General features: G+C 71.5%; 15 protein-coding genes. 2 read left to right on the top strand and 13 right to left on the bottom strand.

Translation table 11 applies throughout. The features are described 5' to 3' along the window. Positions 1-104 precede the first annotated feature (104 nt). A complete protein-coding gene (locus ACFV7R_RS33845) occupies positions 105-791 on the top strand; it encodes a DUF5995 family protein (protein ID WP_129796787.1) in 687 nt (228 codons plus the stop codon). 88 nt (positions 792-879) lie between these two features. Next, a complete protein-coding gene (locus tag ACFV7R_RS33840) occupies positions 880-1,809 on the top strand; it encodes an LLM class F420-dependent oxidoreductase (RefSeq protein ID WP_385270297.1) in 930 nt (309 codons plus the stop codon). Here ACFV7R_RS33840 and ACFV7R_RS33835 read toward each other — a convergent pair. From ACFV7R_RS33835 to rpe, 13 genes are all read right to left on the bottom strand, one after another. Continuing rightward, complete coding sequence (locus ACFV7R_RS33835; RefSeq protein WP_385270295.1) at positions 1,806-3,503, bottom strand: flavin monoamine oxidase family protein; 1,698 nt, start codon at positions 3,501-3,503, stop codon at positions 1,806-1,808. The two genes, ACFV7R_RS33840 and ACFV7R_RS33835, sit on opposite strands and share 4 nt — an antisense overlap. Positions 3,504-3,549: 46 nt before the next feature. Continuing rightward, positions 3,550-4,338, bottom strand: coding sequence for a carbon-nitrogen hydrolase family protein (locus tag ACFV7R_RS33830; RefSeq protein WP_385270293.1), 789 nt, complete (start codon positions 4,336-4,338; stop codon positions 3,550-3,552). 164 nt (positions 4,339-4,502) lie between these two features. Further along, positions 4,503-4,883, bottom strand: a complete 381-nt coding sequence (locus tag ACFV7R_RS33825; protein ID WP_224733846.1) for a DUF742 domain-containing protein — start codon at positions 4,881-4,883, stop codon at positions 4,503-4,505. A gap of 7 nt (positions 4,884-4,890) precedes the next feature. Further along, on the bottom strand, positions 4,891-6,894 hold the full coding sequence (locus tag ACFV7R_RS33820; RefSeq protein WP_385270291.1) for a nitrate- and nitrite sensing domain-containing protein: 2,004 nt from the start codon (positions 6,892-6,894) through the stop codon (positions 4,891-4,893). Between the two features lie 140 nt (positions 6,895-7,034). After that, the gene (locus ACFV7R_RS33815) at positions 7,035-8,189 is read right to left on the bottom strand and encodes an MFS transporter (RefSeq protein ID WP_385270289.1); all 1,155 of its coding nucleotides are present in this window, start codon (positions 8,187-8,189) and stop codon (positions 7,035-7,037) included. A 91-nt stretch (positions 8,190-8,280) separates the two neighbouring features. Beyond that, the gene (locus ACFV7R_RS33810) at positions 8,281-8,733 is read right to left on the bottom strand and encodes an Lrp/AsnC family transcriptional regulator (RefSeq protein ID WP_224733849.1); all 453 of its coding nucleotides are present in this window, start codon (positions 8,731-8,733) and stop codon (positions 8,281-8,283) included. Between the two features lie 10 nt (positions 8,734-8,743). Beyond that, positions 8,744-10,213 carry an amino acid permease gene (locus tag ACFV7R_RS33805; RefSeq protein WP_385270287.1) on the bottom strand — a complete coding sequence of 490 codons (1,470 nt, stop codon included), beginning with the start codon at positions 10,211-10,213 and terminating at the stop codon, positions 8,744-8,746. Positions 10,214-10,447: 234 nt separating this feature from the next. Next, positions 10,448-10,678: a hypothetical protein gene (locus ACFV7R_RS33800; RefSeq protein ID WP_385270285.1), complete on the bottom strand. Its 231-nt coding sequence runs from the start codon at positions 10,676-10,678 to the stop codon at positions 10,448-10,450. 78 nt (positions 10,679-10,756) lie between these two features. Further along, positions 10,757-12,202 (bottom strand): GuaB1 family IMP dehydrogenase-related protein, encoded by a 1,446-nt coding sequence (locus tag ACFV7R_RS33795; RefSeq protein WP_385270407.1) that lies wholly within the window; start codon positions 12,200-12,202, stop codon positions 10,757-10,759. 107 nt (positions 12,203-12,309) lie between these two features. Further along, positions 12,310-12,648 carry a barstar family protein gene (locus ACFV7R_RS33790; RefSeq protein ID WP_385270283.1) on the bottom strand — a complete coding sequence of 113 codons (339 nt, stop codon included), beginning with the start codon at positions 12,646-12,648 and terminating at the stop codon, positions 12,310-12,312. Further along, positions 12,645-13,019, bottom strand: a complete 375-nt coding sequence (locus ACFV7R_RS33785) for a ribonuclease domain-containing protein (RefSeq protein WP_385270281.1) — start codon at positions 13,017-13,019, stop codon at positions 12,645-12,647. The genes ACFV7R_RS33790 and ACFV7R_RS33785 overlap by 4 nt, the downstream gene beginning before the upstream one ends. Positions 13,020-13,060: 41 nt before the next feature. Next, on the bottom strand, positions 13,061-14,104 hold the full coding sequence (locus tag ACFV7R_RS33780) for a sugar-binding transcriptional regulator (RefSeq protein ID WP_129796798.1): 1,044 nt from the start codon (positions 14,102-14,104) through the stop codon (positions 13,061-13,063). An 89-nt stretch (positions 14,105-14,193) separates the two neighbouring features. After that, on the bottom strand, positions 14,194-14,880 hold the full coding sequence (gene rpe / locus ACFV7R_RS33775) for a ribulose-phosphate 3-epimerase (RefSeq protein ID WP_129796799.1): 687 nt from the start codon (positions 14,878-14,880) through the stop codon (positions 14,194-14,196). Positions 14,881-15,017: the final 137 nt, after the last annotated feature.

Below are 15,017 nucleotides of genomic sequence, written 5' to 3'. Positions count from 1 at the left end.
CTTCGGCCCGTTCTCGGCCCCGCGCGACGGGTGCGTTCCCCCGTTCCGGGGAAGCGTCGGGCCCGTCGGCACTCGGGCAAGCCTAGGACTGGGACCCTGCCCCCATGACGCAGTTGGAACAGTTCACCACTCCCGTCGACGCGGTGGTCGCCCGGATGCGCGCGCTGGACGCGGCCCTTCCGGCGCGGGACGGGGTCGCGGTCTTCAACCGCGTCTACCTCGCCGTCACCGAGGCCGTCGACCGGCGCATCGACGCCGGACGGTTCCCGGACCCGCGGGCCGCGATCACGCTGGACGTGCGGTTCGCGGAACGCTATCTGGCGGCGGTCGACGCGGCCGCCGAGGAGCGCCGCCCGCCCGCCTGCTGGCGACCGCTGTTCCAGTACCGTCGCCATCCCGGCGTACGACCGCTGCAGTTCGCGCTCGCGGGCATCAACGCGCACATCGGGCACGACCTCGCGCTCGCCGTCGTGGACGCCTGTCGTACGCTCGACTGCGAACCCGGCGACCTGGAGGACGAGTTCGACCGCGTGGGCGACCTCCTCGTGACGCTGGAGGAGCGCATCCGCGAAGATCTGATGCCGGGTCCGGACCTGCTGCAGATCGCCGACCCGCTCACCCATCTGCTGGGCGCCTGGAGCCTGGAGCGGGCCCGGGACGCCACCTGGTCGACGGCGCGGGCGCTGTGGGCGCTGCGCCGGCTCCCGGACGTCGCCCGGGAGTTCACCGACCGCCTCGACGCGGCGGTGGGTCTGGCCGGACGGATGATGCTCACCCCGCTGCCGGACTGATCCGGCCCGGTCCGTGCCGTGCGCCGGAACTCCTGTGTGAGAGCTGTACGTTCGACAGAAAAGGACCTCTTGCAAAGGAGCACAGGGCATGGCGACCCGCCTCGGACTCGGCCTCCCGCAGAACAGGCAGTACGACCTCGGACGGGACGTGCCCGATGTGGCGCGCGCCGCCGAGAGGACCGGCTACGAGAGCCTGTGGGTGTACGAGCGGGCTCTGTTCCCGGAGCCCGCCACCCAGGGCCTGTACGGCATCGAGGGGCTCCCCTGGCCCGACTCCTACCGGGGCGTGGCCGACCCGCTGGTCACGCTCACCCTGGCGGCCGCCGCCACCGAGCGCGCCGAGCTGGGCACCAGCGTGCTGGTGGCGCCGCTGCACGTGCCGTTCCAGCTCGCCAAGGCGCTGGCCTCGCTGGACGCGGCGAGCGGCGGCCGGGTGGTCGCCGGCTTCGGCACGGGCTGGTCCCTCGACGAGTACGCGGCCGCTTCGGTGCGGCCGTTCGAGGAGCGCGGGCAGATGCTGGACGAGCTGATCGGGGTGTGCCGCGCGGTGTGGGGTCCGGACCCGGTGTCGTACGACGGGCGCGTCACGAAGATCGCCTCGGCCGTGGTCGGCCCCAAGCCGGCCCGGCCGATCCCGATCCTGCTGGCGGCGAACACCCCGAGGGCGCGGCGCCGCCTCGTCGACCACGCCGACGGCTGGATGCCGGTGGGCATGGGCGCCGATGCCGTGGCCGCGCAGTGGCGTCAGCTGCAGGACCTGGCGGCCGAGCGCGGACGCAAGGAGCCGATCCGGACCGTGATGCGGGTGAACCCGCGGTACACGGCCGCGGCGTACGACGGCCCCGACCGCAGCCCCTTCCAGGGCAGCGTCGACCAGATCGTCGAGGACCTGGTCGCGCACGCCGAGGTCGGCTTCGAGGAGATCCTCCTCGACCTCCAGTCCACCGTGCGGGACGCCCAGGAACTCAAGGACGTCGCCGCCCAGGTGTACGAGAGGGCGCGAGCGGCCGGGATCTAGTCCTCGGGGAGTTCCACCGGCGCGATCTCGTCGTAGCGGTCGCCGGGGCCGGGGTTGGCCGGGTCGGTCGTGCCGCCGAAGTGGTGCATGACGCCCCAGACCGCGTTCAGCGCGGTCTGGACGGCGCCCTCGGCCCAGCCGGCCGTCCAGGAGATGTCGTCGCCGGCGAGGAAGATGCCCCGCTTGTCCTCCGGCAGCCGGTCCTGCATGAAGTGCGTGAACAGGCGCCGCTGGTAGCGGTAGTGGCCGGGCAGGTTGGCCTTGAACGCGCCCATGAAGTAGGGCTCGTTCTCCCAGGAGACCGTCACCGGGTTGCCGATGATGTGCTTGCGGATGTCGACCTTGGGATAGATCTCGCCGAGCGACTTCAGCATGACCTCCATCCGCTCGTTCGCGGACAGCGGCAGCCACTTCAGGCTGTCGTCGCACCAGGTGTACGACAGGCAGATCACGGCGGGCTTGTCGGGACCGTCGTCGAGGAGGTAGGTCCCGCGCGTCATGCGGTCGGTGAGGGTCATCGACATGACGTCCCGGCCGGTCTCCTCGTCCTTGTCCAGCCAGAACGGCCGGTCCACGGGCACGAAGAGCTTCGAGGACTCCATGTAGTGGGTCCGCTCGATCGCGGTCCAGTGGTCGATCGGGAAGAGCGAGTCGTCGCAGGCGATCTTCGACAGCAGCATCCAGGACTGGGCGGTGAAGATCGCCGCCTGGTAGGTGCGGATGTCGCCGTTCGCATCCGTCACGGTGATCCGGTTGCCGGCGGTGCGGTGCAGCCGGGTCACGGCCGGGCGCGGCTCGCCGTTCGCGTGCAGCGTGGCCAGCGAGGTGCCGTACGGCCAGTGCACGATCTTCTCCGGCTCGCGCTCCCACAGGCGCAGCGGCAGCTGCTGGGAGCCGCCGACGATGCCGCGGTGGTGGTCGTCGGCCTCGGTGTAGACGACCCGCAGGATCTCCAGGATGGAGTTGGGGAAGTCGGTGTCCCAGCCGCCGGTGCCGAAGCCGACCTGGCCGAAGATCTCACGGTGCCGGAAGGACTTGAAGGCCTCGGAGTCGCAGAGGAAGCCGTAGAAGGTCTGGTTGTCCAGCTTCTCGACGAGCCTCGCCCAGATCTCGCGGATGCGCGGGACGTCGCGCTCGCGCATCGCCCGGTTCATGTCGGAGAAGTCGGCGCCCTCCTCCAGGCACTTGTTCCAGGCCTGAGCCACGTCCCGGTAGACCTGCGGCAGGTCGTCGATCGTCTCGGCGTAGTGCGACTCGCCCTTGAGGTCGACGACGGTGGACGGGGTCGCCTCGGCCAGCGGGTTGGGGAACGGGCGGGTCTTCAGGCCGACCAGGTCGATGTAGTGCTGGAGGGCCGTGGAGGACGGCGGGAAGCGCATCGCGCCCATCTCGGCGGTCAGCGACGGGTCGCAGCCGTCGAAGCCGACGGTCCGCAGCCGTCCGCCGATCCGGTCGGCCTCGTAGACGACCGGCTTGAGGCCCATCTTCATCAGCTCGTACGCGGCCACGATGCCGGACAGGCCGCCGCCGATGACCGCGACCTCGGTGCCGTGCTCGGTCGCGGGAATCTGGCCGAGGCCCGCCGGGTGGGCGAGGAAGTCGTCGTAGGCGTACGGGAAGTCCGGACCGAACATGGTGATCGGCGGCTGCTGCTCGTCTGCGTGCTCGACGGCGTTGGGCACGGTGGACGTCATGGGGTACGGACTCCTTGCGCGGGAAGTGCTGGGGGAAGCTGGGGGTTCAGACGAGGGACCCGTAGAGACCGGGGCGGCGGTCCTTCAGGTACGGGTTCGCCTCGCGGGAAGCGGCGAGGAAAGCGGGGTCGACATCGGCGAGGACGAGTTCCTCACCGCGCCCGGCGCGGGTGCGGGCGATCCCGTCGGGCCCGGCGAGGGTCGAGAGCCCGACGAACTCGAACTCCCCCTCCTGGCCGGCCCGGTTGACGTACGCGATGTACATCTGGTTCTCGAAGGCGCGTACCGGGACGACGCACTCGGCGACGAACTGGAACGGGTGCATCTGCGCGGTCGGCACCAGCAGCAGGTCGGTGCCGGCGAGGGCGTGGGCCCGGACGTTCTCCGGGAACTCCACGTCGTAGCAGATCATCAGGCCGACCCGCAGGCCGTTCAGCTCGGCCTGGACGACCGGCTGGTCGCCCGGCGTGAAGTGGTCGCGCTCGAAGCAGCCGAAGAGGTGGGTCTTGCGGTAGTTGGCGAGGCGGGTGCCGTCGGCGGAGATCAGCTGGGCGGAGTTGTACACCGCCTCCGAGGAGCGCTCCGGATACCCGTACGCGATGGCCAGGCCGTGCCGGGAGGCGATGTCGGCGATCGCGTCGGCGGCATCGCCGTCGGCGGGCTCGGCGAGGCGGGCGATGTCGTCGCCGATCGCGTAGCCGGTCAGGAACATCTCCGGCGCGGCCAGCAGCGCGGCGCCCGCGGCGGCGGCGCGCCCCGCGGCCTCGTCGAGGACCTTGAGGTTCTCGACGGTCGAGCCTGGGCGGCCGGAGCTCTGGAGCAGGGCGGTGCGCATGCGTGATCCTCACCGGTACGGGGATGGGTGTGGGGGCCACGTAGACGGTACGGGCGGCGGGTTCCACGGGACAAGGAGGAGCCGTTGCGCGCCGGTGAGCCGATCGTTGCGTCCGTTCGGGGCAGGGCGGCGATTCGTTGCGCGGCCCGGTCCGGGCGAGCCGGTCACAGTTCGCGCAGCCGCGCCACGATCTCCCGCAGCAGCTCCGGGTCCGTGGCCGGTCCGCCCGCCGCCGGCCACCGCGGCTCGTCGATGCGCACCAGACCGGCCTCGGCCAGATCGCCGAGCAGCACCCGTACGACGGTCAGGGGCAGGTCGGCGTCGGCGGCGAGCTCGACGACCGGCCGGGGGCCACGGCGCACGAGGTCGAGCAGCGAGGCGCGGGCGTGGTCGAGGCCCGGCCGTCCCTCGTCCGCCTCCACTGCGGTGACCTGCGACATCAGGTCGACCGTGTGACGGCCGGAGGGCCGGGTCCGGCCGCGCGTCACCATGTAGGGGCGCACCATCGACCCGGTCTCGTCCTCGTACCAGTGGTCGTCGGTCACGGCCGGCTCAGGGATCGTCGGTGCCGGCGGCCGGCCGTACGGCGGTGTCGGCCCCCTCCTCCAGCGGCGACCGTGCGACGGCGCCGGCCCCCTCCGCCTCCAGCGGCGCGAGCACCCCCTCCGGCAGCAGCACCGCCGCCGTCGTACCGCCGTACGGTGATCCGCTCAGGGTGACCCGGATGCCGTGCCGGGCGGCGAGTCTGCCCACGACGTAGAGCCCGAGCCGGTCGTGCCGGGTGGGGTCGAAGTCGTCGGGGCGGGTGAGGATGCGGTGGGCCTGAGCCAGCTGGTCGGCGGCGAGGCCCAGGCCCCGGTCGTCGATCTCCAGGACGAAACCGCCGCGAGCCGCTCGCCCGGTGCGCATGGTGACCCGGGTGTGCGGCGGCGAGAACATGGTGGCGTTCTCGACGAGCTCGGCGATCAGGTGCACGACGTCCGCGACAGCGTCCGCGGCGACGCCCACCGGCTCCATCGGGGGCACCTCCACGCGCGCGTAGTCCTCGATCTCGCTCACCGCGGAGGACACGACGTCGGCGAGGGGCACCGGGCGCCGCCATCGGCGGCCGGGTGCCGCGCCGGAGAGAATGATCAGGCTTTCCGCGTGGCGTCGCATCCGGGTGGTGAGGTGGTCGATGCGGAACAGCTCCTGAAGGACGTCCGGATCGTGGGTCCGCCGCTCCAGCGTGTCGACGAGCTTCAACTGCCGGTGCACGAGCGCCTGGTTGCGCCGGGCGATGTTCAGCAGCACCGCGGACATGCCCCGGCGCAGCGCGGCCTGCCGGACGGCGGCCTCGACGGCCGCGAGCCGTGCGGCGTTGAAGGACCGGCCGACCTGCCCGATCTCGTCGTCGCCCGCCTCCCCGTCGGCGAGCGGCGGCGCCTCGGCGGCGGCGTCCACGTCCTCTCCGGCGCTCAACCGCTCCATCACGTCGGGCAGTTGGTGCGCGGTCAGCAGATCGGCGGCATCCCTCAGCGTCTCCAGGCGGCGGGAGATGCGCCGGGCACCGCGCACCGCCAGCCACAGCGACAGGCCCACGGCCGCGAGGCCCACCACACCGACGGCGACCGCCTTGGCCAACTCCCGGTAGGCGAACGCCCGTCCGCGTTCGGCGGAGTTCACGGCCGACTCGGTGCACAGCAGCATGTACCGCTTGACGGCCCGGTCGGTGGTGGTGCGCCAGGAGCCGGCCGCGACGGCCTCGCCCGCGCCGTCCGCTCCGGCCCGCAGCAGGGCGTCCTCGCTCGCGGTCAACTGCCGGTGCAGGTCGCCGCGTCGGAACTCCTCGAACAGCGCCCGTGAGTCGGACGGCAGGTCGGGCACATAGGTCCGCTCGAAGACCCGGCGGTCCTCGATGGTCGCGGTCAGCGTGTCGTACTGCCGGTCGGTGAGGGTGCCCGCGGCACGCGCCCCGGCGACCAGGGCGTCCTCGCGCGAGACGAACTCCCGCACCCGGACCAGCTCGATGACGACCTGCGCCTCCCGCGCCAACTGCCCGGCCTGCAGTGCGGTGAGCGCGGACTGGACGTCGAAGCCGGGCTCCACGAGGGTGCTGTACTCGCTCACCGCCCGGTCCCAGGAGATGTCCCGGGACAGCACCCGCTGGCGCAGCGCCTCCAGCTGGTCGGCGGAGTCCACGACGGCGTCGAGCACCTGTCGCTGCCGCGCGGAGAGCCGGTCGCGGTCGCCGTCCCGGATCGCGTCGCGCATGGCGCTCACCGCACGGTCGGTGCGGCGCTGCTGCTCCAGGAGGTCCACGGCGGTGTCGGTACGGTGCCCGGCGCCCAGGTACGCGGCCGAGAGCCGTCGTTCGATCTGGATCTGCCCGATGGCCGTGTCCACGGGTGTGCCGAAGTCCTCGTAGACCCCCTGGACCCGGATCAGCGCGCGCAGTTCGCCGGTGACGGACCACATGGCGAAGCTCCACAGCATCATCAGAGCGATCACCGGCGCGACCGCGAGCGCCACGATCCGGGCACGCACGGTGGTGGGACGGCCGATGGGCCGGCGCATGGTCTCCCCAGGGCGACAGGACGGTCGGACGGCTGGACACATTCGGTTACCCACCGGTTCTACCCACCGGTAGCAAAGTCGCGGCACAACCTACGGGACGACGCCGCGGATCGCAATGGTCACCTTGCGCCACCCCTGCCTCACGGCTTACGCCTCCCGCGCTCCGTTCCCCCGGCCCCCATCACCAGCGCGGTCACCAGATACGGCACCCCGAACACCGCGAACGCCGTGCTGTGCCCGGTCGACGAGGCGACCGTCGCGTAGCCGCCGAACACGGCGACCGTGGCCAGTTCGGTCCCCAGGCCCGCGACCGATGTCAGGGTCGCCCGTCCGGTGTCGTCGATCCGCCGCTGGAGCCGGGCGTCGGCCAGCACGTTCGCGAGCTGGAACCCGCCGAAGGCGACGGCGACCAGCACCAGCCCGGCCGGAGTCCGCGCCAGGGCGCCCGCCGCGAGGGCCAGTGCGGAGCCCCCGAGCAACGCCGCGAACCCGGTCCGGCCCAGGCGTTCACCCGCACCGGCGAGCAGGCTCCCGGCCGTGGCGCCCGCCCAGATCAGCAGGAGCAGGTAGGGAGCGGCCCAGCCGGGGACGCCGGTGTCGCGCACCAGCAGCGGCGTGTACTCGTCGAGTGCACCCCACACCGAGGCGACGAGGGCGACCAGCAGGAGCGCGGCCCGCACGGGCCGGTCGGTCCGGGCCGCGGCGAGCCCGGAACGCAGGGTGCGGGCCCAGCTCTCGCTCCCGGCCGCCGACGACCGGTGCTCCGGGAACCGGCTCGCCGTGGCCGCCGTCAGCAGGCAGGTCAGCACGCTCGCCGCGCCCACGGCCGGGTAGCCGCCGAGCGCGAACACCGGCCCGGCGAGTCCCATCGCGGCCATCACCGCCACCAGGCCCGCCGCACGGGCACGGCCCATCACACGCGCGTAGTCGTCGGCCGCACCGAGCCGGTCGAGTTCCTCGTACACCAGCGCCTCCAGGGCGCCGGATCCGAGCGCTCCGCCGACGCCCCACAGGACGAAGCCGAGCGCGAACGCCCAGTACGACGGCGTGAGCACCCACAGGGTGAAGCCGACGGCGGTCAGCAGCGGGCCGAGCCACAGCAGCAGCCGACGGGAGACGGCGTCGGCGAGGGCGCCGGAGGGGACCTCCAGCACGACGGCGGTGACGGACCACAGCGCGAAGAGGAAGGAGATCTGCCCGACCGCCAGACCGGTGTCGCTGAAGAGCAGCGCGTACAGCGGGTAGAGCAGGACGAACTCGTCGAGGAACGCGTAGCCGTACAGCGTGGCGGTCAACCGCCGGACGCCGGGCTCGCTTTGAGGTGAGACTCAATGTCGCCAGGTCATGGCATCGAGGCTAGAGGGCCGCGCCCGCACGGCCAACCGATTATGTCGGCGACCCCGAGGAGAAGCGCCGCAGCAGCGGCGACAGCACGAGCACCGACTTGGTGCGCTCCACGAACGGCTCCCCCGCGATGCGCTCCAGGACCCGTTCGAAGTGCCGCATGTCGGAGGCGAAGACCTGGGCGATCGCGTCCGCGTCCCCGGTGACGGTGGACGCGGCCACGACCTCCTGGTAGCGCTCCAGGCCCCGCTGGATGGTCTCCGGCGAGGTGTTGCTCCGGCAGTAGATCTCGACGAACCCCTCGGTCTCCCAGCCGAGCGCCGACGGGTCCACCCGTACGGTGAAGCCCGTGATGGCACCGGTGGCGCGCAGCCGGTCCACGCGCCGTTTCACGGCGGGCGCGGACAGGCCGACGAGTTGCCCGATGTCGGCGTAGGAGCGGCGGGCGTCCTCGGCGAGGGCGTGCACGATGCGTTCGTCGAGATCGTTCAGCACTGCGGGTGGTTCACTTCACTTCTGCTGCGGCGAGACGGGAACGGCGGTAGCCGTACACGAAGTAGAACACGAGACCGGCGGCCATCCAGAACCCGAAGACGACCCAGGTCACGGTGTCGAGGCTGAACATGTTGTACGCGCAGAAGGCGAAGCCCAGGATCGGCAGAACCGGGCCGAACGGCACCTTGAACGTGCGCTCCAGCTCGGGTCGCCGGTAGCGCAGGACGATCACCGCGATATTGACCAGGGCGAAGGCGAACAGCGTGCCGATGCTGGTGGCGTCGACGAGTTTGCCCAGCGGGATCAGGGCCGCGAGCACACCGCAGAACAGGGACACGATCACCGTGTTGAGGCGGGGCGCGCCGGTCTTCGGGTGGATCTTTCCGAGCGCCTTGGGCACCAGGCCGTCGCGGGACATCGCGAACAGGATGCGGGTCTGGCCGTAGAGCACGGTGAGGACGACGCTCGCGATGGAGATGACCGCGCCGAGGGCGAGCAGGGTGCCCCAGAAGGTCTGGCCGCTGACGTCGTTCATGATCGCGGCGAGCGAGGCGTCGGAGCCCTCGAACTTGGTCCAGTTCCACGCGCCGACGGCGACGGCCGCGACGAGCACGTACAGCGCGGTCACGATGATCAGCGACAGCATGATCGCCCGCGGCAGGTCGCGCTTGGGGTTCTTGGCCTCCTCACCGGCGGTGGAGGCGGCGTCGAAGCCGATGTAGGAGAAGAAGAGCGTCGCACCCGCGGCACTCACGCCCGCCATGCCGAGCGGCATGAAGTCGGCGTAGTTGCCGGACTTGAAGCCCATGAAGCCGACCGCACAGAACAGCACAAGGGCGGCGATCTTCACCGCGACCATGATCGTGTTGGCGCGGGCGGACTCACGGACACCGCCCAGCAGGAACACCATCGCCAGCAGGACGACGATCAGGGCGGGCAGGTTGATGATGCCGCCCTCACCGGGCGCCGAGGACAGGGCGGACGGGATGGTGACCCCGATGGTGCCGTCGAGCAGCTCGTTGAGGTACTCGCCCCAGCCGACGGCGACGGCGGCCACCGAGACGCCGTACTCCAGCACCAGGCACCAGCCGCAGACCCAGGCGACCAGTTCGCCCATCGTTGCGTACGCATACGAGTACGAGGAACCGGCGACCGGGATGCTGCCCGCCAGCTCGGCGTACGAGAGGGCCGAGAACAGTGCGGTGAGTCCGGCGATCACGAACGCCAGGGTGACCGCGGGGCCGGCCTCGGGGACGGCGTCGCCGAGCACGACGAAGATACCGGTGCCGAGGGTGGCACCGATGCTGATCATGGTGAGCTGCCACAGCCCCAGGGAGCGCCGAAGCGCGCCTCCCTCGCCCTGGCCACCCTCCGCGACCAGGTGTTCCACGGGCTTACGACGCATCAGGCGCGCGGCGACGCCCGGGGACGGCGGGGCGGTCTGGCGATCGTTCTGCGGGGGTGCGCCTTGGTCGAGCACGCGCTGGCTCCTTCATCGCTGCCGGTCAGGGAGACGGGGACCGGCGGCACCCCTTCGAGCAGGGACCCACCGAGCGGGGTCCCCGCCACGCCACGTACGAGGCGACAGCCTATGAGCAGCGACGTTGCCCTTGTAATGCAGCAACCTTGCGTATGCCCGCAAGATCATTGCGTTCATCGGGGCGGCGTGAGCGTTCGTTGCACGGCGGCTGTCGACCGTTGCGCGAACGCCGCTTCAGAGCTCGTCCGGACCTCCCGCGACCGCCCGCGCCTCGGCCGCGTCCGACGCGTCGAAGCCCAGCTGGCCGGGCTTTCCGTACGCCTCGGCCTGGGCGTCGATCCAGCGTGTGTGCGCCTCCCAGGCGGCCTGTTTGCTGGTACCCAGCGCCGCGCCGATCCGGGCCCAGGAGGCGCCGGCCTCGCGAGCGTCGCGCACGGTGAGCTGACGCCCGTACGCGACGGGCAAGACACTGCGCGTGGAATGCGAACGGCCCCCGGTTTCCCGGCGGGCGGGTCAACGGGGGCCGTACGGAAGGGAGTCGGGTCAGTTCCAGCTGGCGTGCAGGGGCTTGCCCTCGGCGTAGCCGGCGGCGCTCTGGATGCCGACGACGGCCTTCTCGGCGAACTCCTCGAGGGAGCCGGCGCCGGCGTAGGTGCAGGAGGAGCGGACGCCCGCGATGATCGAGTCGATCAGGTCCTCGACGCCGGGGCGGGCCGGGTCCAGGTACATGCGGGACGTGGAGATGCCCTCCTCGAACAGCCCCTTGCGGGCCCGGTCGTACGCCGACTCCTCCGACGTGCGGTTGGCCACCGCGCGCGCGGAGGCCATGCCGAACGACTCCTTGTAGAAGCGGCCGTCGGGGTCCTGCTGGAGGTCGCCCGGCGACTCGTACGTGCCCGAGAACCACGAGCCGATCATCACGTTGGACGCACCCGCGGCCAGTGCCATCGCCACGTCACGCGGGTGCCGGACACCACCGTCGGCCCACACGTGCTTGCCGTACTTCTTCGCCTCGGCGGCACACTCCAGCACGGCCGAGAACTGCGGCCGGCCCACGCCGGTCATCATCCGGGTCGTGCACATGGCGCCGGGGCCCACGCCGACCTTGACGATGTCGGCGCCCGCCTCGATCAGATCGCGCACACCTTCCGCCGAGACGATGTTGCCGGCCACGATCGGCACCTGCGGGTCGAGGGCGCGCACCTGCTTGACGGCGCTGATCATCGACTCCTGGTGGCCGTGCGCGGTGTCGATGACGAGCGTGTCGACGCCCGCGTCGAGCAGTTGCTTGGCCTTGCCCGCGACATCGCCGTTGATGCCGACGGCGGCCGCTATGCGCAGCCTGCCCTTGGCGTCGACGGCCGGCGTGTACAGCGTGGCGCGCAGGGCGCCCTTGCGGGTGAGGATGCCGGCCAGCTTGCCGTCCGCGTCCACGGCGGGGGCGTAGCGCCGGTTGTGGTGGTCGAGGGTGTTGAAGGCCTCGCGCGGGTCCATGCCGGCGTCGAGCAGAAGCAGATCGTCCTTGGACATGACCACTTCGAGCTGGGTGAAGCGGTCGACGCCGGTCAGGTCCCGGTCGGTGACGACACCGATCGGGCGGTGCTCCTCGTCGACGACCACACCGGCGTTGTGCGCGCGCTTGTGCAGCAGGGACAGCGCGTCGGCGACGGTCTGGTGCGGCGCCAGCACGATCGGGGTGTCCAAGACCAGGTGGCGGCTCTTCACCCAGGAGACGACCTCGGTGACGACCTCGATCGGGATGTCCTGCGGAATGACCACGAGCCCGCCGCGCCGGGCCACCGTCTCGGCCATGCGGCGGCCGGCGATCGCCGTCATGTTGGCGACGACGAGCGGAATCGTGGTGCCCGTGCCGTCCGGGGAGCTGAGGTCCACGCCCTGACGGGAGCCGACCGCGCTGCGGCTCGGCACCATGAACACGTCGTCGTACGTCAGGTCGTACGCGGGCTGGATGTCGTTGAGGAAACGCACGTGCTGCACATCCCAGTCGATCAGAGGTGGCCCCCGGACAGGTCAGCCAGGGGGAAGAGCACGTACTTCATTGTCCCATGACGGCCGGAATGCGATGCCCGGTCACTTCATCCAGGCTGGTCAGAGCCCTCTTCGGAGGATCCTCCAAGGGCGAGCGCCACGGTCAGCGCCGAGGCCACGTCCGCGGCCTGGGCGAACACCTCCTGGGCGGTCTCCCACTCCTGTGGGCGCGCCTTCGCGTACGGCTGCCAGTTCCGTACGACGATCAGCAGCCCCTTCTCGACGGCGTCCTCGGGCCAGACATCGTGGTCGGAGAGGCTGTCGGCCAGCGCGTCCCAGTTGCGGCCGAACCAGTCGGGCAGCTGAAGGGCCCGGGCGCAGCGGTCCATCAGGCCGGCCTTGTCCGTGACCCCGTCGAGGTCGAGGGTGACCACGAGCTCCGTCATCTCAGTACCGCCCTGAACGAGTCGTAGTGATCGTCGGTGTAGTAGATCTCGCCGCCCCGCCCGGTGACAATGCGCCGGGCGCCGCGATCGCGTGAGCCGGGCGTCCTGACGGTGTATTCGCGGTAGTAGCCGCGCTCGTGCGTGGGCAGCAGCCGCTCGAAGTTCCCGAAGACGGCACCGTCCCTGGCGTACGGGAACGGTCCGCCCTGGTCGATGAGCCGGAGCGTCTCGCGGGCCTCGGCGGGGAGCTCGGCCTCCCGGACGGTGGCCATGTCCCGGGTCCACGACGGTGAGGCGGAAGTGTCGCCGCATCCCGCGAGCAGGACGGCGAAGAGGCAGGCCAACAGCCGGGGGACGAACCGCAGCACCATGCCGCCGATGCTGCCACGGCCGCCCCCTCAGGGCCTTGACGTCAGGCCCCGTCCGGGTCGGCCCGGTTCAGGGCGGGCCGCGGCGTCGGCCCGGCCGCCATCAGATAGTCGGCCGCGGACGTGTCCGTCACCAGGCTGGTGACCAGCCCCGAGCGCAGCACGGCATCGATCGCCGCCGCCTTGCGCTGCCCGCCGGCGATCGCGACGACCTCGGGGATACGGCGGAGCTGGTCGGCCTTGACCGTGATGCACCGCTCGCCGAGGTCCCGTCCGACCCGGCGGCCGTCGGAGTCGAAGAGGTGCGCGGACATCTCGGCGGCGACGCCGAGGGACGCGTAGTGCGCGCGCTCCTCGTCGCTGAGCATGTCGTGCACCGTCGAGATGCCCGGCTCCCAGGAGCCGATGGAGACGCAGGCGACCGTGACCTTGTCGAAGTACTCGAAGGCCCGGGCGATCCCGGTCTGGTTGCGCAGCGCGGCCGCCGTGGCGGCGTCCGGCAGCAGCATCGGCGCGTAGATGGGATGCGCGTCACCGCCGGACACCTGCGCGGCCCGTCGCACGGCCTCCACCGAGCCGCGCTCGGCGGTCCCGGCGTCGTACACACCCGTCAGCTGCACCACCGTGCAGGGCGGCAGCCGGTCGAGGGCGGCGGCCATGTGAATGGTGGACCGGCCCCAGGCCAGGCCCAGGACGTCCCCCTCGTTGACGAGCTCGCCGAGCAGGTCGGCGGCCACCTCACCCAGGTTCTCGGGGTCCGGGGTCTCCTCGGCCTCGGCCGGGGATTCGACCACGACGGCGTGCCTGAGGCCGTAGCGGGCGCGCAGCGCGTCGGAGCGCTCGGCGTCCAGCTCGGCCGGGACGCGGATCTCGATGCGCACGAGATCCCGTTCGAGGGCGGTCTCCAGGACCCGGGCCACCTTGAAGCGGCTGACGCCGAACTCCTCAGCGATCTGGATCTTGGACTTTCCCTCGAGGTAGAAGCGGCGGGCCATGGCCGCCGCCTGCACCAGCTCAGCGGGTCCCATCCGCATGGCTGACCGGCCCGCCGACATACCCGACACGGCGATCTCCTCACTGCTGTTCACACTCTGGATTCGCCGTTCATCCTTGCAGATCCGGCGCGGTTGATCAGCCCTGATCGACGACCGACGGGCGCCGTTCACGTAACCGTGGCTCAGTGGTCGCACGCCCATGTTGCCTGCTTCGTCACGGCCTCCGCCTTGGCCCGCAGGCCACGCACCGCGGCGGCCGGGTCGGCGGCGCCGTACACCGCCGATCCCGCCACGAAGACGTCGGCGCCCGCCTCCGCACACCGCTCGATGGTTGCGTCCGAGACCCCGCCGTCGACCTGGAGCCACAGTTCGAGGCCGTGCTTGCCGATCAGCTCACGGGTGCGGCGGATCTTCGGAAGCATGATGTCGAGGAACGCCTGCCCGCCGAAGCCCGGTTCGACCGTCATGATCAGCAGCATGTCGAGCTCGGGAAGCAGATCCTCGTACGGCTCGATGGGCGTCGCGGGCTTGAGCGCCATGGACGCGCGGGCGCCCTTGGCCCTGATCTCCCGGGCGAGACGCACCGGTGCGGCGGCCGCCTCCACATGGAAGGTGACCGAAGAGGCACCCGCTTCCACGTACTGGGGCGCCCACCGGTCGGGGGCCTCGATCATCAGATGGCAGTCCAGCGGAGTGTCCGTCGCCCGGGCCAGGGACTCCACGACCGGCACACCGAGCGTGAGGTTCGGTACGAAGTGGTTGTCCATGACGTCGACGTGGAGCCAGTCGGCCCCCTCGACCGCCTTCGCCTCGTCGGCGAGACGCGCGAAGTCGGCGGACAGGATGCTGGGGTTGATCTGCACGGCCATGCCCCAAGCCTGCCATGCCCTCCGGGGGGTGGCGGCATCCGGTCCGTCGTGGGAACGGTTACACGGAAACCGCGGGCCGTCCTGCGGGTGGTCGCGCAGTGCCCCGCGCCCCTTTCGGGGCGCTGCTGCCCCCGGCC

The organism is Streptomyces sp. NPDC059866 (assembly GCF_042731325.1).
GTDB lineage: Bacteria > Actinomycetota > Actinomycetes > Streptomycetales > Streptomycetaceae > Streptomyces > Streptomyces flavusporus.
The sequence above is the reverse complement of the archived record's forward strand: the minus strand, read 5'-3'. Positions and strand labels throughout refer to the sequence as shown.

Excerpts from the sequence above, each read along its gene's own strand:
- ACFV7R_RS33845 (WP_129796787.1), top strand. The coding sequence starts at position 105 with ATGACGCAGTTGGAACAGTTCACCACTCCCGTCGACGCGGTGGTCGCC.
- ACFV7R_RS33840 (WP_385270297.1), top strand. The coding sequence starts at position 880 with ATGGCGACCCGCCTCGGACTCGGCCTCCCGCAGAACAGGCAGTACGAC.
- ACFV7R_RS33835 (WP_385270295.1), bottom strand. The coding sequence starts at position 3,503 with ATGACGTCCACCGTGCCCAACGCCGTCGAGCACGCAGACGAGCAGCAG.
- ACFV7R_RS33830 (WP_385270293.1), bottom strand. The coding sequence starts at position 4,338 with ATGCGCACCGCCCTGCTCCAGAGCTCCGGCCGCCCAGGCTCGACCGTC.
- ACFV7R_RS33820 (WP_385270291.1), bottom strand. The coding sequence starts at position 6,894 with ATGCGCCGGCCCATCGGCCGTCCCACCACCGTGCGTGCCCGGATCGTG.
- ACFV7R_RS33790 (WP_385270283.1), bottom strand. The coding sequence starts at position 12,648 with ATGACGGAGCTCGTGGTCACCCTCGACCTCGACGGGGTCACGGACAAG.
- ACFV7R_RS33785 (WP_385270281.1), bottom strand. The coding sequence starts at position 13,019 with ATGGTGCTGCGGTTCGTCCCCCGGCTGTTGGCCTGCCTCTTCGCCGTC.
- rpe (WP_129796799.1), bottom strand. The coding sequence starts at position 14,880 with ATGGCCGTGCAGATCAACCCCAGCATCCTGTCCGCCGACTTCGCGCGT.